Origin of the sequence: Actinomadura sp. NBRC 104412, from assembly GCF_030269515.1 — a bacterium.
Taxonomy (GTDB): Bacteria; Actinomycetota; Actinomycetes; order Streptosporangiales; family Streptosporangiaceae; genus Spirillospora.
This window is the reverse complement of the sequence record NZ_BSTM01000021.1, coordinates 74747-98031: the sequence shown is the minus strand read 5'-3', so window position 1 is coordinate 98031 and position 23285 is coordinate 74747. Positions and strand designations below refer to the sequence as shown.

Sequence of the window (23285 nt, the reverse complement as noted above, 5' to 3'; positions counted from 1 at the left end):
CGTGATATGCGTCACTCCAGCGAGCCGTCCACGGGACTGCGCGCCCGCAAGAAGAGGCAGACCCGTGCCGCGCTCGCCGCGGCCGCGCTCAAGCTGTTCGCGGAACGGGGCTACGAGGAGACCACGATCGCCGACATCGCCGCGGCGGCCGACGTCTCACCCCGCACCTTCTTCGGCTACTTCCCGAGCAAGGAGGACGTGGTCTTCGCCGAGATCGACGACCGGCTGGAGGAGGTCGCCGAACGGCTGGGCCACCGCGTGCCCGGCGAGGCCCCGCTGGAGACCATGCGGCGCGGCATCCTCGGCGTCATCGAGGCGCTGGTGGCCGGGCAGGGCGAGTACGGCGCCGTCCAGGTGCGCCTGGTGACGGAACGTCCCGGGCTGCGGGCGCGGGCGCTCCAACGGCTGATGGACGTGCAGGAGGAGATCGAGAGCCGGCTGCGCGAGCTGTGCCCGGACATCGACGAGATCGACGCGGTCGCCGCGTCCGGGATCGCGATCGGCGGCATGCAGGCGGTCATCATGCACTGCCGCCGGCACGGCTACGACCCGCCGTCGATGAGCGCGGCCCTCGACCGCGCCATGGCCATCGTCGAGAACGGCCTCGGCTCGGTCGCCGCGCTCACCGAGCCGCGGATCAGTCCGTGATCTTGATTCTCAGGCGGCGGAACCCGCGGCCCTTGTTCTCCACCTTGGCCACCGTGATGTGACCGATCTGCCGGGTGGACGCCACATGGGTACCGCCGTCGGCCTGGGTGTCGAGGCCGACGATGTCGACGATCCGCACGTCCTGCACCTCGGGCGGCACCAGGTTGGTCGCGGTGCGGACGATGTCGGGGATCTCGAACGCCTCCGCCCGCGGCAGCGTCCTGATCTCGATCCGCCGGTCCGCCTCGATCTCCTTGTTGCACGCGTCCTCGACGGCCTGCTTGAAGCCGGGCGGCACCTCGCGCAGGTCGAAGTCCATACGGGCGCTAAGGGGATCCATGTTGCCGCCCGTCACCAGGCAGCCGTAATCCCGGAACACCACGCCGCACAGCAGGTGGAGACCGGAGTGCGTGCGCATGAGCGCGGTCCTGCGCTCGTCCTCGACGGAGCAGCGGACGGACGTGCCGACCGGCGGGACCGGGTCGCCCTCCACCGGGATCAGCTCCAGGTCATCGCCCTTGCGCACCCCGGCGATGCGGGTCTGGACGCCCTGCCAGAGCAGCACGCCGTGGTCGGGCGGCTGGCCGCCGCCACCCGGGTAGAAGGCCGATCGGTCGAGCACGATTCCCTCGGGGCTCGCGTCCAGGACGAGCGCGTCCCAGTCGCGGAGGGCCTGGTCGTCCAGTTCGAGCCGCGCGGTGCGGCCATGGGTTGTCTTGGTCATCGTCGACTTTCCGAGACTCGTCCAGGGGTCACCAGGGTCCGTACGGGCCGGAGCTGGAACCCCCGCCCTTCCCCTTGTTCTTGTACGGCTTCACCGCGGGCTTCACGTCCGCCAGGTAGATCGCCGCCACGATGAACGCGGCGATCGGCAGGAACGACAGCAGCGGCAGGATCCCGGCCGCGCCGCCGAGCCCGACCACGTTGGCGACCACCAGCAGGATCAGCCAGAGCTTCTTGGTCTGCTTGTCCGCCGCGGGAAAGGCGCCCTCGGGCACCTGCAGGATGTCGACGAGGGCGACGACCTCGAAGATGAAGGCGACGATGGCCAGCAACCAGAAGAAGTAGAAGAGTCCGTCCATCATAGTGATCACCGTTCCGTCGCCGCGACTCGCCTTCGATCGTGTGCCCACCCTAGTCAACGACGGAACCCGGCCGGTTGATCCCGGCCGGGTTCCGTGGGAAAGCGAACGACGTCAGTTCTGGGTCTTGCGGGTCGAGCCGCTGCGGGCGCGGGTCTGCGCCGTCCTCTTCTGCTGGGCGGCGCGGGGCTTGGGGGCCGTGGCCGGCGTCTCGGTGATCTCGGCCCGCTCGGCGGCCTCCCTGTGGACGACCTTCCGGCCGCGCTCGGCCAGCTCGTCGATCAGCTCGACGGCGCGGGTGCCGAAGTGGGTCGCGTACGAGACCGCGACACCGGGAAGGTCCTTGACCTCGATCCGGCCCACGTTCTCCCGGACCTCGCCGCGGTACCGGTCGACGGCCTCGCGCAACTGCATGCGGTACTTGTCGAGGCTCTCGCGCATCTCGCCCTGGTACTTGCCGGCGGACTCGCGGGCCCTGTTCACCTGCTCCGGCACTTCGCGGAGCTTCTCGTACGCGAGGTCGCCCATCCCGGCGACCGTGTAGACGGCCTTGTTCTCACGGATGGTGTTGGTGATCGTCATCCGGCCTCCTCCTTGTTCTGGCGGGAGTCCTCATGGGCGCTCCCGTTCCGTGGTCCGTGGTGTGGCTCCGGGGACGCGTCCTCGTCCTCGACAGCCGTGTCGCGCCCGACCGTTCCGTCCGCCTCGTTCTCCTTCAGGAACGAGGCGTAGATGTCGAGCAGCACCTGCTTCTGGCGTTCGGTGAGCATCAGGTCGGCCCGCACCGCGGCCTGGACGTCGGTGTCGGCCTCGCGGTCCTCCAAAATCCCCGCCCGCACGTACAGCGCCTCGGCGGAGATGCGCAGCCCCTTCGCGATCTGCTGCAATATCTCCGCGCTGGGCTTGCGCAGCCCGCGCTCGATCTGGCTCAGGTACGGGTTGGAGATGCCCGAGACATCGGCGAGCTGGCGCAGCGAGATCTTCGCCCGGGTGCGCTGCTCGCGGATGTACTCCCCGATGGAGCCGACCTTGGAACCCGCCATCTCTCCACCCTGCGTCATGGTGCTTGCAATTGCAAGCACTCTTGCTAGCACACGGCCGTGATGGTGCTCACATCCCGTGATCAGATGATCTCAAACCTGTGACCGGGCCCACGCAGGGACACCCGGGTGTCCCTCAGTACCCCTGTGGGGGACGACCCCCACACCCCCGACAAAACAGACTGACCGACACCCTCCACTCCGCTGGCGCTCCGCTCCGGGTGTCGGTCAGTCAACGTCTTCCGCAGGGACCGTCCAGGTGTTGCAGACGGCCAGGCGTTGGTCGCGGTAGCCCTTCACCACCCAGCCCGCGTAGTTGCGGCTGGATCCGTGGTCGCGTTTGTCCTCGGGTTGCTGCTCGTCCCCGCGTCCCTGGACGTCGTTGATCAGGGCTACGTACTGGGCGCGCGTCATCGGCAGCGTGGCGCGTTCGGCGCCCAGGAAGGCGCCCGCGAAGCACTGCGCCTGCAACTCGATGCGCCGGCTGACGGCGGCACGGGCGACCGCGTCCCGCTGCCGCTCCATCTCCTGCTGCCCGTACAGCAGGATCCCCGCGCGGTCCTGGACGTGATGGCCGTACTCGTGCGCGATGACCCTGGCGAACACCGCGTAGTGCGACAGCGGCTCACCGCCCGAGGTCTCCACGATGTGTTCCAGCCCCACGTACATCGTGTTGTTGGCGGGACAGTAGAACGCCGACGCCCCCGGGCTCGGGTACGTGCCGCACGGGCCGCGGCCGGGCGCGTCCCAGAAGATCCGGTTGGGCGGGGAGAACGGCATCCGCGCCTTGCCGAACTGGCCGCGCCACGAGCCGTCCAGGCAGTCGCTCAGCACGTTCATGAACCGGCGCATGGAGTCGGCGCCGGGCGCGATGGACGGCAGCCGGCAGCTCACCGGATCCAGCGGGCCCGTCGTGTAGAGCCGGTTCGAGGTGGCGCTCTCCTTGCCGGCCTGCGCGCCGGGACGCAGGATGCCGGGGGCGGACACGCCGCCGTCCCCGGGGCCGAACAGCGCGAAGCCCAGGACGACCACCACGACCGTCGAGGCCAGCGCGCCGAGGATGCCCGCGATCGTCCCGCCGGGGGCGCGACGCGGCGCGCGGCGGCGCGGCTCGTACCGGTAGATCGTGCCGGGCGGGCCACCCGGCAGGCCCGCCCGCACCTCGGCCCTCGGGGGCGCGGGTGGGGGATTGTGACCTGCCATAGCGGAAAATCATCGCACAGGTGGTGTATGCCGCACTCCTGCGTGGAACGTCGGCGTCCACCCGCAACGGCTACGATGGGCGGCCATGCCGGCTTGCTCGCGACCACTGGCCGCCTCCCTGGCCATCGCCGCCTTCCTCCCCCTGCTCGGTCCTCTGTTCGGCCCCGTCCCGGCCGTCGCGGCCGAGGCCGGACCGGAGGTCCCGTCCACCGTGGCCGCGCCCGAGCGGGTGGTCAAGGACGAGGTGGCGCTGCGGATCGGGCGGGGCGGGGTCGCCCGGGTACGGGAGACCATCACCTACGAGTTCGGCGGCTCCCGCGGCCTGGAGCGCGCGTTCGTCACCAAGCGGCACAGCAGCGTCAGCGAGGACCGGGTGAACCCGATCGCGAACGTCCGCGCGTCCAGTCCCGACGGAGGCCCCGCCCAGGTCGCGATGACGGAGCACGACACCCGCACGCTGCTCAAGGTCACCGGGAACGCGCCGTTCACGGGCCGCCGCACCGTCGTGCTGGACTACGAGGTGCGGGGGACGGTGGCGCCGATGGGCGCGGTCGAGGAACTGCGCTGGACGGCGATCGGCGGCTGGAAGGTCCCGGTGGACGAGGCGCGCGTCACCGTGGACGGCGGGGCGCCGATCCGCAACGTCAACTGCTTCGCCGGGCCGCTGGACAGCGCGATCGGCTGCACGCAGTTCTACACCAACCACACCCACACGCAGGGGATCTTCGTCCAGCAGCGGATGCCGGCCGGCGAGTACCTGACGGTCGTGGTGGGCCTGCCCGCCGGGGCGACCGGCGGCAGGCCGATCTTCGAGCGGCGGCGCACGGTGGCGACCGCGTTCTCGGTCAACGGGGTCACGGTCGCCGCGCTGTCCGGGCTGCTGGCGCTGCTGATCGGCGGGCTCGGCGGGCTCTACCTGCTGCGCGGGCGGGACGCCCGGGTGGTCGGCAAGCGGGCGGCCGAGGGCGACCACGCCCCGGTCGAGGGGTCTCGGTTCGAGCCGCCGGACGGGGTACGGCCCGGCCAGATCGGCACGCTGATCGACGAGCGGGCCGATGTCATCGACGTGACCGCCACCATCGTGGACCTGGCGGTGCGCGGCCACCTGCTGATCGAGGAGGAGGACAGGGCCTCCACCGGCCGGCTCGACTGGGCGCTGCGGCGGCTGGACCGCCCGTCCCCCGAGAACCTGCTGCGTTACGAGCGGCTGCTGCTGGACGCCCTGTTCACCGCCCCGGACGGCGCGGCCCGCGACTCGGTGAAGCTGTCGGAGCTGGGCGGGACGTTCGCGACGCAGCTCGCCAAGGTCCGTTCGGCGATGTACGACGACGTGGTCGAGCAGGGCTGGTTCGCGCGCCGTCCCGACAGCGTGCGGTCCCGCTGGACGATCGCGGGCCTGGTGCTCACGGTCCTCGGCGTGGCGGGCACGGTCGCGCTGGCGCTGGCCACCGAACACGCGCTGGTCGGACTGGCCTTGATCATCGCGGGGGCGGCGCTGACGTACGGCGGGCAGTACATGCCGGCCAAGACGGCGCGCGGCTCGACGGTGCTGGCGCACACGATCGGGTTCCGCGCGTTCCTGGAGCGCGGCGAGCTGCCGGACGACGCCGCCGGGGAGATGGCCGCGCCACAGCGGATCGCGCTGTTCTCGCGCTTCCTGCCGTACGCGGTGGTGTTCGGCGTCGTCGCGAAGTGGGCCAAGACGGTGGAGAACGCGGGCGAGCGGGCCGAGGGCGCCGACAACCTCTACTGGTACGAGGGTCCCGCCGAGTGGGACCTGTCGGAGTTCGCCGAGTCGATGCGCACGTTCACGCTGGCCACCTCGGGCTCGATCTCCCAGTCGCGGGGCATGTGACCCTTCGCCGGGCCGCCTCGCGGCCTCCGGCCCGCGTTCCGACCGGCCGCCCAAAACCCGGCATTTTGGGTTGAGCCTGACATGTCGGGTAGGGCGGAGCGGGAGGAGGTGTGGCCGAATGCTCGCAGACGCATCCCCGGTCGGCGCCAATATCCTGCTGGCCGTCGCCCCGCTCGTCGTCGCCCTGGCCCTGATCACCTGGCTGTTCCTGACGCTGTACGTCTCGCGCAGACGGGTCCGCACGAACAGGATCCGCGGCGCGAGCCCCCACCGCGGCGCCGTCCAAGGCGGGGTGATCGAGGGCAGCCCCGCCCAGCGCACCCGGCGTGACGAGGCCCCACACGACACCGACCGGTGACCCCGCCCCCGGCGCCCGGCCGGCCCCAACTGTATGATCATTGACATTTCGGGCCGTCCGGGGAGGCGCCGTGACCGCGCGGCGGGGCGTCATCGCCCTTCAGTTGTCGCTGCTCGTCCTGGTCGCGGTGAACCTGCGGCCCGCGGTCGTGGCCGTGGGGCCGCTGCTCCCCGAGATCAGCGACGAGTACGACCTGTCGGGCACCGCGGCGGGCGCGCTCACGACGCTGCCGCTGCTGTTCTTCGGCTCCTACGGGCTGGCCGCGGCGTTCATGCGGCGCTCGCCGCGCAGCGAGACGCTGCTGGTGTCCAGCATGGCGCTGCTGGTGGGGGCGCTCCTGCTCAGGCTCGTGGACGCGCCGGCGGCGCTGTACGCGGGCTCGCTGGCCGCCGGGATCGCGATCAGCATCGGGAACATCGCGATGCCCGCCGTGATCAAGCGCGACCACCCCTCCTCGATCGCCTTGGTGACCTCGATCTACACGGTCGCGATCACGGCCAGCGCGGCCCTGGCGGCGGCGGTGGTGATCCCCGTCGACCAGGCGCTGGGCGGCGGCTGGCGGGTCCCGCTGGCCCTGCTCGCCGTTCCGGCCGCGATCGCGGGCCTCGCCTGGCTCCCCCGCCTCGCGCGTACGAGGGACGTCCCCGGCGCACGTCCCGCCGTAGGGGACGGGACGCGGCCACCCGCCGCCACGGTGTGGCGATCGACGCTGGCGTGGCACGTCACGTTCTTCATGGGCGTCCAGTCCCTGCTGGCGTACGTGGTGGTGGGCTGGCTGGCGACGATCCTCCAGGACCGCGGGATGACCGCGGAGACCGCCGGTTACGCCTTCGCGCTCACCAACCTGATGCAGGCCGTCGGCTCGCTGTCGATGCCGCTGCTGGCCCGGCACATGCGTGACCAGCGTCCGCTGGCCGTCATCACCGTGGTGCTCGCCTTCGTGGGGTTCGCCGGGATCGCCTGGGCGCCGCTCGGCTCGGCCTGGCTGTGGGGAACGGTGCTCGGGCTCGGACAGGGGGTCGGGTTCGCCATGGCGCTCGCGCTCATCGGCCTGCGCGCGCACGACACGCGGGTGGCCGTCCAACTGTCCGGGATGGCGCAGGGCTGCGGGTACGTGGTCGCGGCGCTCGGCCCGCTGGCGGTCGGCGCGCTGCACGACGCCACGCACGGCTGGAACGCTCCGATGATCCTGGTGCTGGCGATCACCGCGGCGCTGGTGGTCCCCGGCCTGGCCGCCGGGCGGAACCGGACGATCCAGGGCCCCGCCGCCGAACGGTCGCCCGCCCTCCACGGCGTCCAGGGAGATAACCGGTCAAGTCCGTGAAAGTCGGCGCCGATCGCGGGTATGGGGCCGCAGGGGGTGGATCACATGGACCTGACACTGCTCGCGGCGGCCGGGCTTGGGGCCGATGGGGTGCTCGCGGATCCGGGGCAGGTGAGCTGGGGGCTCGTACTGATCACCCCGCTGGCCGCCGCCGCGGCGCTGCTGCTGTGGCTGACGATGACCCGGCGGGCCGCCAAGAACCCGCGCCGGCCCGATCGGCGCTTCAAGGACCAGGACAACCACCGCGGGCCGGAGCAAGGCGGCTACTACCGCTACACGCCGGGCGCCTACTCGCACAACCACAGCCCGGGTGAGAGCACGTACAACGACGAGAACCGCTAGCGGAGCGGAGGGGGCCGGGCCGGTCGGCTTTTCCAGGGGGTGACGAGCACGGGGTTCATCGCGGTCATCCGTCCGTGGCCTTGACGCCCAGGAAGGCGCGGGCCTCCGCGGGGGTCATCGGCGGCCGCTGCGCCAGACCGGACAGCGTCGCCGCCCGTTCCACCAACTCGGCGTTGCCGGTCACCGGCCGGCCCTTGGCGAACGTGATCGTGTCCTCCATGCCGACCCGCAGATGACCACCGGCCGACAGCGCCGCGAACATCACCGGCAACGTCGTACGGCCCACCCCGGTCGCCGACCAGGTGGCGCCCTCGGGCAGCGCCTCCACCGCCGCCACCAGCGACCGCGCGTCCCCCGGCATGCCGCCGGGCACCCCCATGACCAGGTCGCAGTGGACATGGCCGCCGTACGGGGCGCCGTGCTTGTCCAGCAGCCGGTGCAACGCCGCCACCTGGCCCAGGTCGAACAGCTCGAACTCCGGGACGATCTCCAGCTCCTGCGTCCGCCGGTAGAGCTCCACCATGAACGGCCACGGGTTCATGAACACCTCGTCGCCGAAGTTCACCGTGCCGCAGGTCAGCGAGCAGGCGTCCGGCCCGGCCTCCAGGACGCGCAGCCGGTCCTCGTACGGGTCGGTCACCGCGCCGCCCGTGGACAACTGCACGATCAGCCCCGTGGCCTCGCGCAGCGCCCGCACCGTGTCGCGCAGCCTGCCGAGGTCGAGCGTCGGCCGGGCGTCATCGTCCCGGATGTGCACGTGGATGACCGCGGCCCCGGCCTCCTCGCACTCCTTGGCCGTCTGGACGAGTTCGTCGAGGGTGACCGGCAGCGCCGGTACGTCCGTCTTGGAGGACTCCGCGCCCGTAGGCGCCACCGTGATGAGCGTCGTTGCTCCCATGCGAGGCAGAATGCATGGTCATGCGTGCGGTAGTCCAGCGTGTGAGCCAGGCGAGCGTGACCGTGACCGGCGACGGCGGTCCCCGGGTCGTGGGTGCCATCGAGGGGCCGGGCCTGCTGGTCCTGGTCGGTGTGACCCACGGCGACACACCGGAACAGGCGCGCAGGCTCGCCGCCAAGCTCTGGGGCCTGCGGATCCTCCCGGACGAGCGGTCGTGCTCGGACCTGAACGCCCCGCTGCTGGTGATCAGCCAGTTCACGCTGTACGGGGATACCCGCAAGGGACGCCGCCCGTCCTGGATCGCGGCGGCGCCGGGCCCGGTGGCCGAACCGCTGGTGGACGCGGTGGTCGGCGAGCTGCGGGCGCTCGGCGCGAAGGTCGAGACCGGGGAGTTCGGCGCGGACATGAAGGTGGCCCTGGTCAACGACGGACCGATCACCCTCGTTCTGGAGGTCTGAGCCGGGACCCGCTCAGCCCACCGCGTAGCTGTAGATCATCACGATGGTCACCGCCAGCGTGCCCGCGGCGGCGAGCGCGATCAGCAGGCGGTCGCGCGGATCGAGCCGCCCCCGGATCTCCGGCGACACCACCACCTGACCGGTCTCCCGGTTCGGGTCGGGCCGCGTCGCATCGGACCGGTCGCGGAACGGGTCCTTGAGGCCCACGAGCCGCCACAGCGCGGCGTTCTTCAACCGCTGGTGCTCCGTACGGCACGCGAACAGCCGTCCCCGCACAGGCTCCATGCAGGCCGCGCCCCGCCGCGTCATGATCCGGCACAGCGTGGGGACGAGCAGGAACTGGTACAGGCACCACAGCAGCAGCCCCAGCAGCGCCAGCCGCCACGACCAGAACCACACGACGGCCACCGCCCACAGGGCGAACACCGCCCACCACACCAGCGCCGACTCCCGCCGCGGACGGCGCCGGCTGCCCTTCCCTGGCGTTGCGACCATGGGTGAGCCCATCCTTGTCCGTAAGGTCGCCGAGGAGGGGGAGCCTACCCCCGATGCGCCGCCTGGCGGCGAAGTTCGATCTTGGCGTTGGCGCCGGTGTCCGGGGACACCACGACCTCCTGGGCGGCGGCCACCCCTCCCGCCAGCAGCTCGACGTCCACCGGGACGGTCCGCTTCACCAGCGCCAGCGCGATCGGCCCCAGCTCGTGGTGGCGGGCCGCCGACCCCACGAAGCCGACCGTGCGCCCGCCCGGGATGTCCACGGGGTCGCCGTGCGCGGGCAGCCGGTCCACGCTGCCGTCCAGGTGCAGGAAGACCAGACGGCGCGGCGGGCGTCCCAGGTTGTGCACGCGGGCCACGGTCTCCTGCCCGCGGTAGCAGCCCTTCTCCAGGTGCACCGCCTCCTCGATCCAGCCCATCTCGTGCGGAATCGAACGGTGGTCGGTGTCCAGCCCGAAGCGCGGCCGGTGCTCGGCGATCCGCAGCGCCTCGTACGCCCAGAGCCCGGCCGGCCGTACCCCGGCGGAGCGCAGCCGCTCGGCGAGCCCGGGAAGCGCGTCCCGCCGGACGATCCGCGTGGTCGTGCCGGCAAGATCGGGGAACGCGGGCCCCTCGGCCTCCGTTCCCTCCGGGACGGTCACCACGGCGTAGGAGTCGCTGATGTCCTCGACCTCGACGCGCAACAGGAACCGCATCCGGTCGAGGAACTCGGTGAGGGCAGGTGCCGTGCCCGGCTCCACGTGCGCCCAGACCGCCTCGCCGTCGTCCACCAGGTGCAGATGATGCTCGATGTGGCCGTTCGGGCTCAGCAGCAGCGCCTGGGTGGCCTCGCCCGGCCGCAGCCGCTCCAGATGCTGGCTCAGCAGGCTGTGCAGCCAGCTCAGCCGATCGGGACCCGGCACCCGGACCACGCCGCGATCACTCCGGTCGACGAACGCCCGGCCGGATTCGAGGGCGCGCTGTTCCGCCGTCGGCTCACCGTAGTGAGCGGCGATCTCCTGGTCTGGCGCGTCCGCCGGGACGGCCCCGGGCACCTGCAGCAGCGGGCTCTCCATGACGCCCAGACTACGCACTCTTCCTGCAATCCTTGCAGCGGCCGTAGACCGTCAGATGGTGGACGTCGGTCTGGAATCCGTGCGCGCTCTCCAGCCGCGCGGCCAGTCCCTCGGCGGCCTCCGGAGCGACGTCGTTGACCGTCCCGCACTCCCGGCACACCAGGTGGATGTGCTCGGCGTCGGCGGCCAGATGATAGTTGGGCGGACCGTGCCCCAGGTGGGCGTGCTTGACCAGCCCCAGCTGCTCCAGGAGTTCCAGCGTGCGGTAGATGGTGGAGATGTTCACGCCCCGCGCGGTGCGCTGCACCTCCGCGCAGATCTCCTCCGGAGTGGCGTGCTCGAGGTTGGTCACCGCCTCCAGCACGAGCTGGCGCTGCGGGGTGACCCGGTACCCCCGGGCCCGCAGCTCCTCCTGCCACGTCTCGGACATGCCACGAGTCTAGATCCCCGGGAAAAGTCGCTTGCCCCGATCGCGGACGCTCGCATAGCGTGCCAGTACGCGCGAAAGGAGGTGGTCCAGGAAATGGTTGATTCTGGGACTCGCGAGGTGACTGTCCGCTAGTCGCCGTTCCGCCTCGTAGCCGACCCGCGCCGTCGGGCGCCGGGCCGGTGTGGCCGGTCGGTGACCGGCGAATACCAGGCAGTTACCCGATCCCCGGACCGATGGATCAGTCCTGTCCATCGCCCCGCCACCCGGCGGGAAGGTCCGGGGATCGTTTATTTCCCGGCCGTACCGGTACGTTGCGGCCTTCCCGGTGCCGGGCCTAGGCCACGCGCTTGAGCTGGGCGGAGATGTGCGACTGGAGCGGCTGCCCCACCGCCGCCAGGTCATAGGCCCAGCCCAGGTCCTCCCCGATCAGGCCGTACAGCCGCTTGCCCGCGGTGACCTCCTTGGCGCTCTGGGTCCGCGCCACCACGTCGGTGATCAGCTCCACCCGGTTGAACGCGACCGTCCCCACGTAGATCTCCACGATCCCCGTCGGGTGCGCGAGCGTCACCTCGACCTGGTGGTCGGGACGCGGGCGCCAGTACCCGGACTCGGTCGCCAGCGGGCGGCCCAGCGAGCCGTCCTCCTCGATCAGCCAGGTCCGGCTGGTGTAGGTCAGGAACGGCTTGCCGATATGGCCGAACGAGACCTCCTGCCCGAAGCGGAACCCCTCGATGGTGGGGTAGCCGCCGACTCCGGCGCCCTCCCACGTGCCGAGAAGGAACGCCAGCGGTTCGAGGTCCGGGTGCAGCTCAGGCTCCATAGCCACAGAGCGTAGCGGCGCGGCGGCCGGGAAATGACCGTTACCTCCGCACCGCGGACCGCTACCGGAGGCGGGACAGGCGGATCAGGACGAGGACCGCCGCCACCGCCACCACGCCGAACATCAGGACCAGGACCGCCGCGTTCACCATGCCCACGGCGGCCCATCCTAGGCACGGGTTACCCTCCCGGTATGGCGAGAGCTCTGGTGATCAAGGCGACGGCGGGCGCGGACGGCCCGGAGCGGTGCAACCAGGCGTTCACGGTCGCGGCGGCGGCCGTGGCGGCCGGCCTGCCGGTGTCGCTCTGGCTGACCGGGGAATCGGCCTGGTTCGCGCTTCCGGGCCGGGCCGCCGAATTCAAACTCCCGCACGCCACCCCCCTGGAGGACCTGCTGGCCACCGTCCTGTCGGGCGGACGGGTGACCCTGTGCACCCAGTGCGCGGCCCGACGGGAGATCGGCCCGGACGACGTGATCCCGGGGGTGCGCATCGCGGGAGCGCCCACCTTCGTCGAGGAGATCACGTCCGAGGGCGTCCAGGCGCTCGTGTACTGACCCCGGCGCCCGCGGGCGCCCCTCCCCGGGGTCGGCGGTTGATCGGCCGCCGATCGGATATGAGCACCCGGGAAGGAGGCGCCGCGGATGATCGACATCCCGCTCTGGGCCTGGGCGGCGACCATCGCGTTCATCATCGCGCTGTTCGTGTTCGACCTGCTGGTCGCCGTGCGGCGCCCGCACGCCGTGGGGCTGCGGGAGGCGACGGTCTGGTCGGTCTTCTACATCGTGGTCGCCATCGCCTTCGGCCTGGTCGTGATGGCGGCGGGCGACGGGACGGCGGGCACCGAGTACTTCACCGGATGGCTGGTCGAGAAGAGCCTGTCGGTCGACAACCTCTTCGTCTTCGTCATCCTCATGTCCCGGTTCCAGGTCCCGATCGAGTACCAGCAGAAGGTGCTGCTGTTCGGGATCGCCGCCGCGCTGGTGTTCCGGACGGTGCTCATCGCCATCGGCGCGGCGGCGATCAGCGTGTTCTCCTTCACCTTCCTGCTGTTCGGGCTGGCGCTGATCTGGACGGCCGTCCAGCTCATGCGGCACCGCAACGAGGAGCCGGACGTCCAGGACAACTGGCTGGTCAAACGCACCCGTGCGCTCCTCCCCCTGTCCACCGACCTGCACGGCGGCCGGCTGCTGGCACGCGAGGACGGGCGCCGGGTCGCGACGCCGCTGATGCTGGTCTTCATCGCGATCGGCAGCACCGACCTGCTGTTCGCGCTCGACTCCATCCCGGCCGTGTTCGGCGTCACCACCGAGCCGTTCATCGTGTTCACCGCCAACGCGTTCGCGCTGCTGGGCCTGCGCGCCCTGTACTTCCTGATCGAGGGCCTGCTGGGACGGCTGGTCTACCTGTCCACCGGGCTGTCGCTGATCCTGGGCTTCATCGGGATCAAGCTGATCGTGGAGTTCGTGCATCTGGACGTCAGCGAGACGGTCCCGGAGATCCCGACCCCGCTGTCGCTGGTCGTCATCCTGGCGATCCTGGCGATCACCACCGTCGCGAGCCTCCTGCGCGTCCGGCGCCACCCGGAGGAACGCGCCAAGCCCGGGGCCGTGCGCAAGCCCAGGCCACGCGAGGACGGCGACACGCACGACAAGGACCGCGCGGCCACCTAGGCCGGTTGCCTGGTTGCTCAGCCCAGCACGGCCTTGAGGCGTTCCTCGCGCAGACGGCCGGCCCAGGAGTCGTCGATCGGCTGGATGTCGCCTCCCACGGCCCAGCGCAGCAGCAGGTCGGCCAGGCCCGGGTTGCGGACCAGCGCCGGGCCGTGCATGTAGGTGCCCATGACGCGGCCGCTGTAGGCGCCCTCGAAGCCGTCGCCGTTGCCGATGCCCGTGACGACCTTGGCCAGCGGCTTGACCCTCTGGCCCAGGTGGGTGATGCCCTGATGGTTCTCGAACCCGGTGATCCGCGGGACGTTCAGCTCGGCGGCCACCTCACCGACGATCTCGCCCACGGCGCGCTGCCGGCCCCGTCCGCTGCGGATGTCGAGCAGGCCGAGACCGGGCACGGGCTGCCCCTCCTCGCCGCCGAACTCGTGGCCGAGGAGCTGGTAGCCGGCGCACACCGCGAACACCACGGCGCCGCGCTGCGCGGCCTCGTAGAGACCGCCGTCGCGGCGCAGCCGCTGCGCCGCCAGGATCTGCGGGCGGTCCTCGCCGCCGCCGAGCAGGAAGATGTCGCCGTCCACCGGCACCCGCTCGTCGGACCGCAGATGCACCGTCTGGGTCGGGATGCCGCGCAGCGCCGCCCGGCGCTCCAGGACGATCGTGTTGCCCTGGTCGCCGTAGGTGCTGAGCAGGTCCGGATAGACCCAGACGATCTTGATGGGCTTCGGGTGGTCAGACGACACGGCCGTACCTCGTTCGGATGGTCTGGAAGGCGGTGTAGTTGGCGATCACGTCGAGGCGGCCCGGCGGGACCGCCATCACGGCCTGGTCGATGTCGTCCACCACGGAGAACTGGACGTCGGCGGCCTCCAGGCGGACGGCGAGGTCGACGCGGCGCTCGCCGGTGACCCAGACGGGACGGCCGCGCAGGATGCGGTAGTCGACGTCCCAGAGCCAGGAGGTGTCGCGTCCGTCGGGGCCCTGCGCGTTGATGGACAGCGCGACCGGGGCGGGCGCGGGCTCCAGCACGTCGAACGCCTCCAGCCAGCCCGCCGGGTTCTTCGACAGCAGCAGCCGGATCTGGCGGCCCTCGTGCTCGACGGTGGTGTAGCGGCCCGCCACCGAGCGGACCTCGCCGAGCAGCGGAAGGGCCTGCTCGGGTGGTACGCCGAACTGGTTCACGACGGCGAGCGCGATGGCCGCGTTGGACCGGTTGGCGCGGCCGGGCAGGGAGAGGTTGGAGAGCTGGAAGGAGCGGCCGTCGGGCGCGGTGACCTGGTCGCCCTTCAGCACCCAGTCGGGACGGGGGCGGGAGAAGTGGCACTCCCGGCAGGCCCAGTTGCTGTCCTCGTCCGTATCCTCGCGGTCGAGAGGGCCGCCGCATTCGGGGCAGCACCAGGAGTCCTCGCGCCAGTGCTGGCCCGCGGCCACCCAGGTGACGCTCTTGGCGGTGGACGCGCCCCAGGTCACCAGCGGGTCGTCGCAGTTGGCGATGACGTGGCTCTGCGGGGACGCCTCCAGGGCCTTGCGCCACTTGCCGGCCAGCAGCCAGATCTCGGCGGCCCGGTCCATCTGGTCGCGGCTGAGGTTCATCAGCGCGACCACGTTGGCCCCGGTCTCGGCCAGCACCATCGGGACGTACTTCTCGTCGCACTCCAGCACGCCGTACCGGGCGTCGGGCGCGGCGGCGAGCGCGGAGACGTGGCCGGTGGGCATGTTCGCGCCGAACGCGTTGGTGGCGACCTCGCCCAGGGGGGTCATCGCCGAGGTGATCAGGCGGGTGGTCGTCGTCTTGCCGTTTGTGGCGCTGACCAGGACGAGCTTGCGGTCGCGCGCCAGCCTGGTCAGCAGCTCGGGGTCGAGCCGCAGCCCGATTCTGCCGCCGATCACCGAGCCGTCCCCGCGGCCGGCCATCCGTGACATCCTCGCGGCCGTACGACCGAGCGCGACGGCCAGCTGCGAACGCAGCGGAAGATCGCTCATGGACTGTGTCTTCTCTCCGGGTCTTCTTTCCGGGTCTCGCCGAGACGTCCGATCGGACCGGTCCGAGCCTAGCCGTTGCGGCGTCCTCCTCGCGGAGCGTCCGACACCGGTTGGGCAACGGTTCTGCCCGAGCATGTTGTGACCAGTCTCACATGTTCTCCGGTAAACCGATTCGCCGGATCTTGACCGGATACCGCTTGTCATGATTCGGTGCGACCCCGGCGGCGTGGGGACAGTGAGGTATCCGATACAGGGGATGTTCAGGGGATACCGAGGACCGCGCCCGAGATGAGGCGTTACCCAGTACTTTGTCGGGAGCCCAGTGTTTTCTGCGCGGAGTCACGCCCGTCTGGCGGACGAAGCGGCGACAAGGCGAGGTTTTGAGCGATGCGGTGTCCGACGTGCGGTACGAACACGCCCGGGACGCTCGGCACGTGCACGAGCTGCAACGCACCGATCCACCAGCCGTCGAGCCTGATGGGCGCGCCGCCGCCCGAGGCGTCCCTGTCCCCCCAGGACGGGGAGCGGACGATGGTGGTCCCGATGTCCGCGCCCATCGCGGCCCCTGCCGAGCCCCGGTCTCAGGGGGACGAGGCCGCGGGCTTCGACCCGGTCGGGCCGCCGCCTCCTCCTGCCTGGGCCACCGGCGAGGTCACACCGGTGGAGGACAAGCCCAAGAACGAGGAGCACAACGAGGAGAACAAGGAACCGATCGTCCCGGAATCGTGGTTCGCACGTCCCCGTAAGACCGACGAGCAACGGGCGCAGGAAGATCAGCCCACCCAGCAGTGGCAGGCGCCGCCGCCCCCGGTGACGCCCGGTCAGGACTGGGGCACGGGGACGCAGGGGCACACCGTGCTCGACTCCGCGTACGCGAACAACGGCGCCACGCAACTCGACCAGCCTCCTATGCACATGGGCCAGCCGCCGATGGGGCCGGTGGGTCCCATGGGTCCGACGGACCCCTCGCTCGGGCCGGCCATGCCCATGGGTGGCCCGATGGGTGGCCCGCCCATGGGTCCGCAGGGGCCTGGCGGTCCTCCGATGGGGCCGGACGGGATGCAAGGGCCTTACTACGCGCAGCCTCCCGCGCCGTCCAACCAGGCCAGCAAACCGCTTCTCATCGCCGTGTCCGCGCTCGTCACGATCGCCGTGGTGGCGGTTGCGCTGGTGGCGTGGCCGGGCGGGGACAAGAAGCCCGCGGCGACCTCCCCGCCGAGCACGTCACCCAGCAACGACAACACCCCGGTGGCGCAGAAGCAGCCGCTGTCCTCCCCCGCCAAGGTGCAGGCCATCCAGGTCAACAAGGTGCTGAACTCCAGTGCCGACACCCGCAGGGTCCTCGCCCGCGCGATCGCGGCCACGTCCAAATGCCAGACGCTGCCGACGGCCATCAGGGGCTTCCAGGTCGTGGCGCAGCGCCGGAGCGCCCAGATCACCCACACCAACCGCCTGAAGGTCGACAAGCTGCGTAACGGCGCGCGGATGCAGTCCACCTTGAGGGAGGCGTTCCAGGCGTCCCTGGAGGCCGATCTGCGCCTGCTCGCCTGGGCGAACAAGGCCAAGCGGGGATGCCGGGGCAAGCCGCGTCCGGATGTCGCCAGGGCGCCGGGACGGATCGACGCCGAGCGCCGCGCGACACTGGCGAAGAAGCAGTTCGTCGCCCAGTGGAACCCCGTGGCGCGGCAGGCGGGACTGCCCTCCCGCGTCTGGAACGGCCTGTAATAAGCCCGCTCCGGGCAGTATCTTGGTGCGCCAAGGGCTGGTAAGAAGGGGTTGCCATGCAGTGCCCGGTTTGCGGGAGCGATACGACCCCGGCCCTGTCGCGCTGCCCCCGATGCGACACCCCGCTCCCCGCGCCGCCGCCTCCCGGCGGCACTCCCGGTGACGAGACCGTCACGTCCCTGTCCCCGGAGCCCTGGAGCATCCCGGAGCCGGAGATCTGGCGTCCGCCGCCACCTCCCAAGCGGAGCCCCCTTCCGTACGTGGCGCTGGGCGCGGGCGTGGTCCTGCTCGCCGCGGTCGCGCTCGCCATCGTCTTCTGGCCCGCCTCGACCAAGGATCCGGGTCCGCCCCTCGGCTCTCCGGCGCAGCAGACCCGGTCCGGGTCGTCGGGCGACGCCGCGCCCCGGCTCAACCAGCAGGCGGGGCAGGTGGACACGCTGCTCACCGAGATGGCGGGGACCCGCGACGAGCTGGGCGGCGCCGTGACCGGCGGGTGCCAGACGGCCGCGCTGGAGCAGGTCCGCTCCCAGCGTGAGGAACAGCTCGCCAAGGCCAGGAACCTCCAGGTGGACGCGCTGGAGAACGGGCCCGAGCTGCGCGACGCGCTGATCCGGGCGCTGGAGGCGGCGATCGAGTCGAACCAGCGGTACCTGGCCGTCGCCCCCGGCTGCCCGGCCGAAAGCGAGGTCGCGTCGGTGAACGAGCGGGCCAGCGAGGCCAAGCGCGCGTTCATCGACTACTGGCGTCCGAACGCCGAACGCGCCGGGCTGGACGTCCGCGACGCCAGCGAGATCTGACGCTCCTCTCCACCGGGGCTCAGGAAGAGGGCGAAAAGGGGAGTCCCTGCGACGGATCCTCGAAGGGCGCTATCAGGCGGGCGGGCCAGCTCAGCACCGGCTCCAGCCAGGACGTGACGTGCATCGTGTCGGCCGCCTCCGCGAGCTGCTCGTCTTCCTCCACCCCGATGGCGACGACCGACAGGTCCTTGTAGAAACCCTCGTGATGGTCGTCGCCTTCTAGTGCGGTGAGGGCGATGGGCCGGTTGCGTTCCAGTTCCATCGACAACGGATGGCGGCGCAGGGCACGGAGACGGTGGCCGAACTTGGGCTCCGGGGGCTGCTTCAAGCCGGGGAGCTGGTAGTCCAAGGGCGGCGCCGGGGCGTGCTTGTCCGGGACGCTCCCGCCGTAGGGGAACAGGCGGTCCAGCTCATGCAGCCAGCGGAGTTGTGGGATGACCCAGGTCGGGCCTGGGAGCGTCCCGACGAGGCCGGAGTCGCCCGCAAGGAGCTTCTGCGCCACGTCCGCGACGACCGCAGTGAGCTCGGACGGCAGGTAGGCGTTGCGCAGCGCCCAGGATCGCCGCGTCACCGCCCGTTCAAGGACGGTCGCCAGCGTGCATTCACGCAACCGCGAGGTGAGGCGGGAGCAGGCGCGCAGCAGTTCGGCCGGTACTGCGGGCAGCGGACGGTTGACGACATGGGCCAGGACGAGCGTGTCGGCCCAGAGGCGAAGCCAAGCCCAGTCAGGGTGTCCTGCGAGAAGGTCGGCCTCACGCAGCTCGTACAAGGTGCAGGCCCGTCCCGAACGGCACTCGCACCCGCACGCGGCGGAACGGCGTCCGTCCACGGGCGGAGGCGGGCCCGGCATCGTCCCCTCACGTCCCTCGCCCAAGGGGACGCGGACGCGCAGCGGGCGGTCCATTCCATCGGCGAACACCGCCGCGACACCGGGACGGAGCGAGACCACCTCGCGCGACTGGTCCTCGTCCAGGTTCATCGCCGCGCCGACCTGATGCCGGTCGTCGAACGCCGGCAGCCGGTGCACCACCTTCAGCGCGGTGTTCTTGATGACGTCCGGGACCAGCTTGGTCGGGATCTGCTCGGCGACGATGATGCCCTCGCCGTACGCGCGGATCTCCGCCAGCATCCCCGCGAACAGCTCCACGGCGTGCGCGCTGGTCCGCTCGGGGCCGCGGTTGCGCAGCAGCCGGTGCGCCTCCTCGATCACGATGACATGCCGCAGGCCGGGCGCCGGTCTCCCCTGGCCGCGCTCGCGCATCCGCAGGTGCTCCACGATGCGGATGATCAGGGTGCCCATGAGGAACGCCTTGTCCTCGTCGTTGGCGACGTCCTCGATGGCGAGCACGATGTTGTCGCGCAGCATGCCGCCGATGTCGGCGGGATGGCCGCCCTCGAAGAACCGGCCCGCCGAACCGATCCGCAGCGACCGCAGCCGCACGTCCACGAAGCCCTGCACGTCGGCCATCAGCTCACGCCCGTACCCGACGTCCTTGATGACCTGAAGCGCCGCCTGCTGGAGCTGCTCCAGCGTCGGGACGGCCGGTTCGATCAGCGAGCCGGGCACGCCGGCGCCGGTGACCACGTCCCAGCCGTTGGCCTCGTACACCCGTTGCAGGGCCTGCGCCATGATCTGCGGGAACGGCTCCTCGGCGTCGAAGGCCGCCTGGAACAGCGCGCGGACCATGTCGATGTGCGCCTGCACCGGGTAGCCGGGCTCGGGCGCCAGCGGGTTGACCGACAGCGGCACCGCGGCCGGGTCGGACGGGTTGACGACCGTCACCGGGCCGCCCAGGTCGGCGATCCGCCCCGCCATCGCCGCGTACTCCGACTTGGCCGGTTCGATCGCCAGCCACGGGATGCCCGCGCGGGTGAGCTGCTCCAGCAGATGCCGGACGGTCTGCGACTTGCCCGCGCCGGTCGCTCCGGTCACGAACACGTGCCGGTTGAGGGTGGAGCGGGGAACGGTGAACCGGCCGACCTGGCGGTCCTGCCCGTCCAGGATCGCGCCGAGCTCCAGCGGCGCGCCCGCCGACGGCTCATCGGCCTCGGAGGTCACGTCGAAGTACCCCGCCTCCAGGACGCGCAGCCCCGGCACCTCGCGGCGGGGCAGCCCGGCCAGCGCCGCCAGCGCCCCGGCGGTCGTGAGGAAGGGGTCCTGGTGGTCGGCCTGGTCACCGGCCGCCAGCGCCTCGGCGAACGGGACGGCGGCGTGCCCAGACCGCAGCCGGTACGGGTGGTGGCCCAGCTCCATCGAGCCGACCAGCACCGGCGCGATCTGCGCCAGCTCGGCCTGGTCGGCGGCGCCCGCGAGCACCCGGACCTGCCACAGCCCGGCCTCGCGGAACGCGTCCAGCTCCACCAGCCGCTGGTCGGCGCGTGCCACCGCGAGCCTTGCCTGCTCGTCCTCGCCTCGGCGCAGCATCCGCAGCTCGTGGTGCAGCTCGCGCATCTCCGCGTCCAGCCGGCGCTCGTCGCACGGCTCGGCGACCACGAACCAGCCGAACGGCCGTTCCATCAGCGTGACCAGCGTCGACTCGAACAATCCCGGGGCCGGGAAGGGAGGGCCCGCGTCGGCGCGTCCCGACTGCGGGGCCAGCCGCCCCGGGCAGCGCGTCCACACCAGCCGCTCGGCCGCCCGCCGCCACCCTTCCCCGATCGGGACGCCCCGCGCACCGCTGGGAAACAGCAGACTGTCGTGGCCGTCGCCGACCGGGCCCGCGTTGGTGATCAGTTCGAGCGGGGCGCCGCCGCCCGCCGACAGCCAGCCGACCACGAACGGGCGCCGTCTCCGCGCCGCCGAGAGGGCGGCGGGCAGCACGCTGACGAAGTCCCACTCGGCCGACGCGGGACGGTCGGGGGCGGGAATGGCCTGGATGCGGTACCAGGGACCGGGAAGGTCCGGCATGCCCGCGGGGAGCCGGGAGGGCGTAGCCATGCTGCGAGCCTACGAGGGCGGGTCGGCCTTATGCCTGCCATTGGGCTTCATCGGCGGGACGATGCGCGCCCCACGCACACTCGCGCCACGCGGCGCCGCTCCCCTGGGCAGGGCATGCCTGGCCCGGGACGCCCAAGGGAACCCGCGCTGGCCCAGGGGCGGAGCAGCGTCGTCACCGGTATCCGTGTCAGGCGTGGGAGCGGCGAAAGGTTCGCTCTTATCCGACTCGCCGCTCTCCTCCTCGGACACCTGCTCCTTCTGCTGTTCCTGTTCTTTCTGCTCGCGCAGGTACTCCTCGAACTCCATGGAGTGCGCGGTCGGCAGGGTGATGATGCCCGGGTTGGCGTCCACCAGAAGGATGCGGCGCCCGGCCGCGCCCGCGTGCGTGAACACCATCGCGGTGGTGGGCAGCTCCTGTAGCTGCGGCGGCTCGATCAGCAGCTCCCGGTAGCGCTGCTTCGGCTCGCCTCCCTCGTCGCGGCGGCGTCCCTCGGTCGCGGCCAGGCTCCGCCCCCAGGCGGTGGCGGAACTGATGCCCTCGACCAGCGCCGAGTCGTCGGCGGCCGGGGCGGGCAGCGGCGACCACACCGGGTCGGTCAGCTCGTTGCCGCGCGCCCGCGCGTACGCGACCGTGCTCGCGTACCCCTCGCCGGTCACGTCGCCCAGGGCCGCGCCCGCCGCGTCGGTGATCTCGGCGACCAGCAGCGGCTGGTCGGCGCCGATGTGGTCGGCGGCGATCCGGGCGTCCTCGGGGTTGCCCAGCCGCATGAACCCGACCGCCGCGTGGCCCCTGCGCCCCAGCCGCTCCCGCACGTGCTGCGGAATCGACCGGTACATCAGCACCAGGCCCGTCCCCGTGGCCTCGCAGGCGTCGATGAGACGGTCCAGAACGTCCCCACGCAGCTTCTCAGCGCCGCACAGGAACAAGGTGTGCTCCCACCGTCCCCCGGGCGGCGCCTCGCGGATCCGGTGCGTCAGAGCCGTCGCGACGTACGTGCCGAGCACCCGGTTGGTGAGCACCCCCGCACGGCGGTCCATGGACACCACGTGCAGCCGGGACGGCGGCAACCGCACCGGCTCCCCCGCCAGCTTCTCCAGCTTGCGAAGCTGTGCCTCCAGCGCCCAAGCCCGCCGCACCACGATCCGGTCGGTCGCGTCCCGCCCGTACAGCGTGGCGATCTGCTCCAGTTGAGAATCAGTGAGCAGGCCCTTGCGCAAGTCGTCGCGCGGGTCACCCACCTGGGCGAGCACCCGCAACGCCGCGGTGATGCGGGGGATGGTCGCGTCCTCGCCCAGCACTCCGATGATGCGTTCAAGGATGGCGTTGTCGAACGACAGGTCCCTTGTGCCGTTCTCCTGCTCGCCTGCGCTCACCACCAGCGACAGCACGTCCGCCAAGGCTTCGTTGCCAAGCCCCCGCGTCAGGTCGAGCCGGGGCAGGTCGGCGGGCAGCACCCATACCAGCGGGTCATCACCCCGTGCCGCCGCCAGCCGCAGCAGGTCATGCGCCACCGCGCCCTCGGACAGGTCGATCACGGTCAGCCGGGCGCCCACCGCGAGCCGTGCCGCACCCATCGTCGTGATGGCCGCGGACCACCCCGCCAGCGTGCCGCCCACCACGTCCACACGATCCACGTCCGGCGGCACCGCGACCGGATACCACTCACGCTGCCCCGCGTACGCGCGCTGCCGCTCCTCCCACTCCCGGTACGCCTCGCGGTACCGCGACTCGGCTGCGTCGCGTTCCCGCTGCCACGCGGCCCGCTCCCGCTCACTCCGCAGCCGCTCCTGCATGAGCCGCTCACGGATGGCCCGCTCGTCCTGCCACCACGCGTACCCGGTGATGCCCAGCACCGCCGCACACGCCGCCATGGCGACCGCCACGAACACCCACGGCATCACGCCCAGCAGCCCGCACAGCAGGAAGAGCATCCCCCCTGCGGTGCCACCGGCCGCCGCGACCCTCAGCGGACGCCCCGCGAGGTACTCGCCGGGCCGCCGTTCCAGGCGCGGCGCCGGCGCGGGCCCCGGCGGCTCCGGCCGCTCCGGCGGCGGACCGGGATCCGCATGCACCTGCGCGTAGCGCCAGCCGACGTAGACACGATCTGCCTGGACAAACCGCGCCGTCGCGGAACCACTCGCCATGTCGGTCACGTCGCGAGACCCCTG

Annotated in this window: 24 protein-coding genes; 10 read left to right on the top strand and 14 right to left on the bottom strand. The window is 71.7% G+C overall.

What is annotated here, in order from left to right; translation table 11 throughout:
- Window positions 1–6 precede the first annotated feature (6 nt).
- Complete coding sequence (locus tag QSK21_RS24375; protein WP_285699201.1) at window positions 7–648, top strand: TetR/AcrR family transcriptional regulator; 642 nt, start codon at window positions 7–9, stop codon at window positions 646–648.
- Here QSK21_RS24375 and QSK21_RS24370 read toward each other — a convergent pair.
- The 5 genes from QSK21_RS24370 to QSK21_RS24350 all read right to left on the bottom strand — a co-directional run bounded on the left by QSK21_RS24370 (window position 638) and on the right by QSK21_RS24350 (window position 3973).
- Window positions 638–1372 (bottom strand): alanyl-tRNA editing protein, encoded by a 735-nt coding sequence (locus QSK21_RS24370; protein ID WP_285699200.1) that lies wholly within the window; start codon window positions 1370–1372, stop codon window positions 638–640. The two genes, QSK21_RS24375 and QSK21_RS24370, sit on opposite strands and share 11 nt — an antisense overlap.
- Before the next feature lie 28 nt (window positions 1373–1400).
- A complete protein-coding gene (locus tag QSK21_RS24365) occupies window positions 1401–1733 on the bottom strand; it encodes a DUF2516 family protein (RefSeq protein WP_285699198.1) in 333 nt (110 codons plus the stop codon).
- A gap of 111 nt (window positions 1734–1844) precedes the next feature.
- Window positions 1845–2312: a hypothetical protein gene (locus tag QSK21_RS24360; RefSeq protein ID WP_285699197.1), complete on the bottom strand. Its 468-nt coding sequence runs from the start codon at window positions 2310–2312 to the stop codon at window positions 1845–1847.
- A complete protein-coding gene (locus QSK21_RS24355) occupies window positions 2309–2773 on the bottom strand; it encodes a helix-turn-helix domain-containing protein (protein ID WP_285699195.1) in 465 nt (154 codons plus the stop codon). The genes QSK21_RS24360 and QSK21_RS24355 overlap by 4 nt, the downstream gene beginning before the upstream one ends.
- A 225-nt stretch (window positions 2774–2998) precedes the next feature.
- A complete protein-coding gene (locus tag QSK21_RS24350; RefSeq protein WP_285699194.1) occupies window positions 2999–3973 on the bottom strand; it encodes a neutral zinc metallopeptidase in 975 nt (324 codons plus the stop codon).
- Window positions 3974–4058: 85 nt separating this feature from the next.
- Here QSK21_RS24350 and QSK21_RS24345 point away from each other — a divergent pair, with 85 nt between their 5' ends.
- From QSK21_RS24345 to QSK21_RS24330, 4 genes are all read left to right on the top strand, one after another.
- Window positions 4059–5828, top strand: coding sequence for a DUF2207 domain-containing protein (locus tag QSK21_RS24345; RefSeq protein ID WP_285699193.1), 1770 nt, complete (start codon window positions 4059–4061; stop codon window positions 5826–5828).
- A 118-nt stretch (window positions 5829–5946) separates the two neighbouring features.
- Window positions 5947–6186: a hypothetical protein gene (locus QSK21_RS24340; protein ID WP_285699191.1), complete on the top strand. Its 240-nt coding sequence runs from the start codon at window positions 5947–5949 to the stop codon at window positions 6184–6186.
- A gap of 70 nt (window positions 6187–6256) precedes the next feature.
- On the top strand, window positions 6257–7510 hold the full coding sequence (locus QSK21_RS24335; RefSeq protein ID WP_285699190.1) for a CynX/NimT family MFS transporter: 1254 nt from the start codon (window positions 6257–6259) through the stop codon (window positions 7508–7510).
- 45 nt (window positions 7511–7555) lie between these two features.
- A complete protein-coding gene (locus QSK21_RS24330) occupies window positions 7556–7852 on the top strand; it encodes a hypothetical protein (RefSeq protein WP_285699189.1) in 297 nt (98 codons plus the stop codon).
- 64 nt (window positions 7853–7916) lie between these two features.
- On the opposite strand, the gene QSK21_RS24325 is transcribed toward QSK21_RS24330, so the two are convergent.
- On the bottom strand, window positions 7917–8750 hold the full coding sequence (locus QSK21_RS24325; RefSeq protein WP_285699188.1) for a beta-keto acid cleavage family enzyme: 834 nt from the start codon (window positions 8748–8750) through the stop codon (window positions 7917–7919).
- Between the two features lie 20 nt (window positions 8751–8770).
- Here QSK21_RS24325 and dtd point away from each other — a divergent pair, with 20 nt between their 5' ends.
- Window positions 8771–9208 carry a D-aminoacyl-tRNA deacylase gene (gene dtd, locus QSK21_RS24320; protein ID WP_285699186.1) on the top strand — a complete coding sequence of 146 codons (438 nt, stop codon included), beginning with the start codon at window positions 8771–8773 and terminating at the stop codon, window positions 9206–9208.
- A 12-nt stretch (window positions 9209–9220) separates the two neighbouring features.
- On the opposite strand, the gene QSK21_RS24315 is transcribed toward dtd, so the two are convergent.
- The 4 genes from QSK21_RS24315 to QSK21_RS24300 all read right to left on the bottom strand — a co-directional run bounded on the left by QSK21_RS24315 (window position 9221) and on the right by QSK21_RS24300 (window position 12008).
- Window positions 9221–9703 carry a hypothetical protein gene (locus QSK21_RS24315; protein WP_285699185.1) on the bottom strand — a complete coding sequence of 161 codons (483 nt, stop codon included), beginning with the start codon at window positions 9701–9703 and terminating at the stop codon, window positions 9221–9223.
- A gap of 44 nt (window positions 9704–9747) precedes the next feature.
- Entirely contained in the window at window positions 9748–10758 is a 1011-nt protein-coding gene (gene ygfZ, locus QSK21_RS24310) for a CAF17-like 4Fe-4S cluster assembly/insertion protein YgfZ (RefSeq protein WP_285699184.1), read from the bottom strand.
- A 10-nt stretch (window positions 10759–10768) separates the two neighbouring features.
- Entirely contained in the window at window positions 10769–11188 is a 420-nt protein-coding gene (locus tag QSK21_RS24305) for a Fur family transcriptional regulator (RefSeq protein ID WP_285699183.1), read from the bottom strand.
- 334 nt (window positions 11189–11522) lie between these two features.
- On the bottom strand, window positions 11523–12008 hold the full coding sequence (locus QSK21_RS24300; RefSeq protein WP_285699182.1) for a heme-binding beta-barrel domain-containing protein: 486 nt from the start codon (window positions 12006–12008) through the stop codon (window positions 11523–11525).
- Between the two features lie 192 nt (window positions 12009–12200).
- On the opposite strand from QSK21_RS24300, the gene QSK21_RS24295 reads away from it, so the two are divergent.
- Both QSK21_RS24295 and QSK21_RS24290 read left to right on the top strand, forming a co-directional pair.
- On the top strand, window positions 12201–12563 hold the full coding sequence (locus tag QSK21_RS24295; RefSeq protein ID WP_285699181.1) for a DsrE family protein: 363 nt from the start codon (window positions 12201–12203) through the stop codon (window positions 12561–12563).
- An 87-nt stretch (window positions 12564–12650) separates the two neighbouring features.
- Window positions 12651–13679 carry a TerC family protein gene (locus QSK21_RS24290; RefSeq protein ID WP_285699180.1) on the top strand — a complete coding sequence of 343 codons (1029 nt, stop codon included), beginning with the start codon at window positions 12651–12653 and terminating at the stop codon, window positions 13677–13679.
- 17 nt (window positions 13680–13696) lie between these two features.
- On the opposite strand, the gene QSK21_RS24285 is transcribed toward QSK21_RS24290, so the two are convergent.
- The gene (locus tag QSK21_RS24285) at window positions 13697–14416 is read right to left on the bottom strand and encodes a type 1 glutamine amidotransferase (protein WP_285699179.1); all 720 of its coding nucleotides are present in this window, start codon (window positions 14414–14416) and stop codon (window positions 13697–13699) included.
- A complete protein-coding gene (locus tag QSK21_RS24280) occupies window positions 14406–15656 on the bottom strand; it encodes a MurT ligase domain-containing protein (protein WP_285699178.1) in 1251 nt (416 codons plus the stop codon). The genes QSK21_RS24285 and QSK21_RS24280 overlap by 11 nt, the downstream gene beginning before the upstream one ends.
- Window positions 15657–16043: 387 nt before the next feature.
- On the opposite strand from QSK21_RS24280, the gene QSK21_RS24275 reads away from it, so the two are divergent.
- Together QSK21_RS24275 and QSK21_RS24270 are read left to right on the top strand one after the other, a co-directional pair.
- Window positions 16044–17381 (top strand): hypothetical protein, encoded by a 1338-nt coding sequence (locus QSK21_RS24275; protein ID WP_285699177.1) that lies wholly within the window; start codon window positions 16044–16046, stop codon window positions 17379–17381.
- Between the two features lie 56 nt (window positions 17382–17437).
- Window positions 17438–18178, top strand: coding sequence for a hypothetical protein (locus QSK21_RS24270; protein ID WP_285699175.1), 741 nt, complete (start codon window positions 17438–17440; stop codon window positions 18176–18178).
- A gap of 19 nt (window positions 18179–18197) precedes the next feature.
- Here QSK21_RS24270 and QSK21_RS24265 read toward each other — a convergent pair whose 3' ends face one another.
- A complete protein-coding gene (locus QSK21_RS24265) occupies window positions 18198–21116 on the bottom strand; it encodes an ATP-binding protein (protein WP_285699174.1) in 2919 nt (972 codons plus the stop codon).
- 9 nt (window positions 21117–21125) lie between these two features.
- Complete coding sequence (locus QSK21_RS24260) at window positions 21126–23261, bottom strand: hypothetical protein (protein ID WP_285699173.1); 2136 nt, start codon at window positions 23259–23261, stop codon at window positions 21126–21128.
- Window positions 23262–23285: the final 24 nt, after the last annotated feature.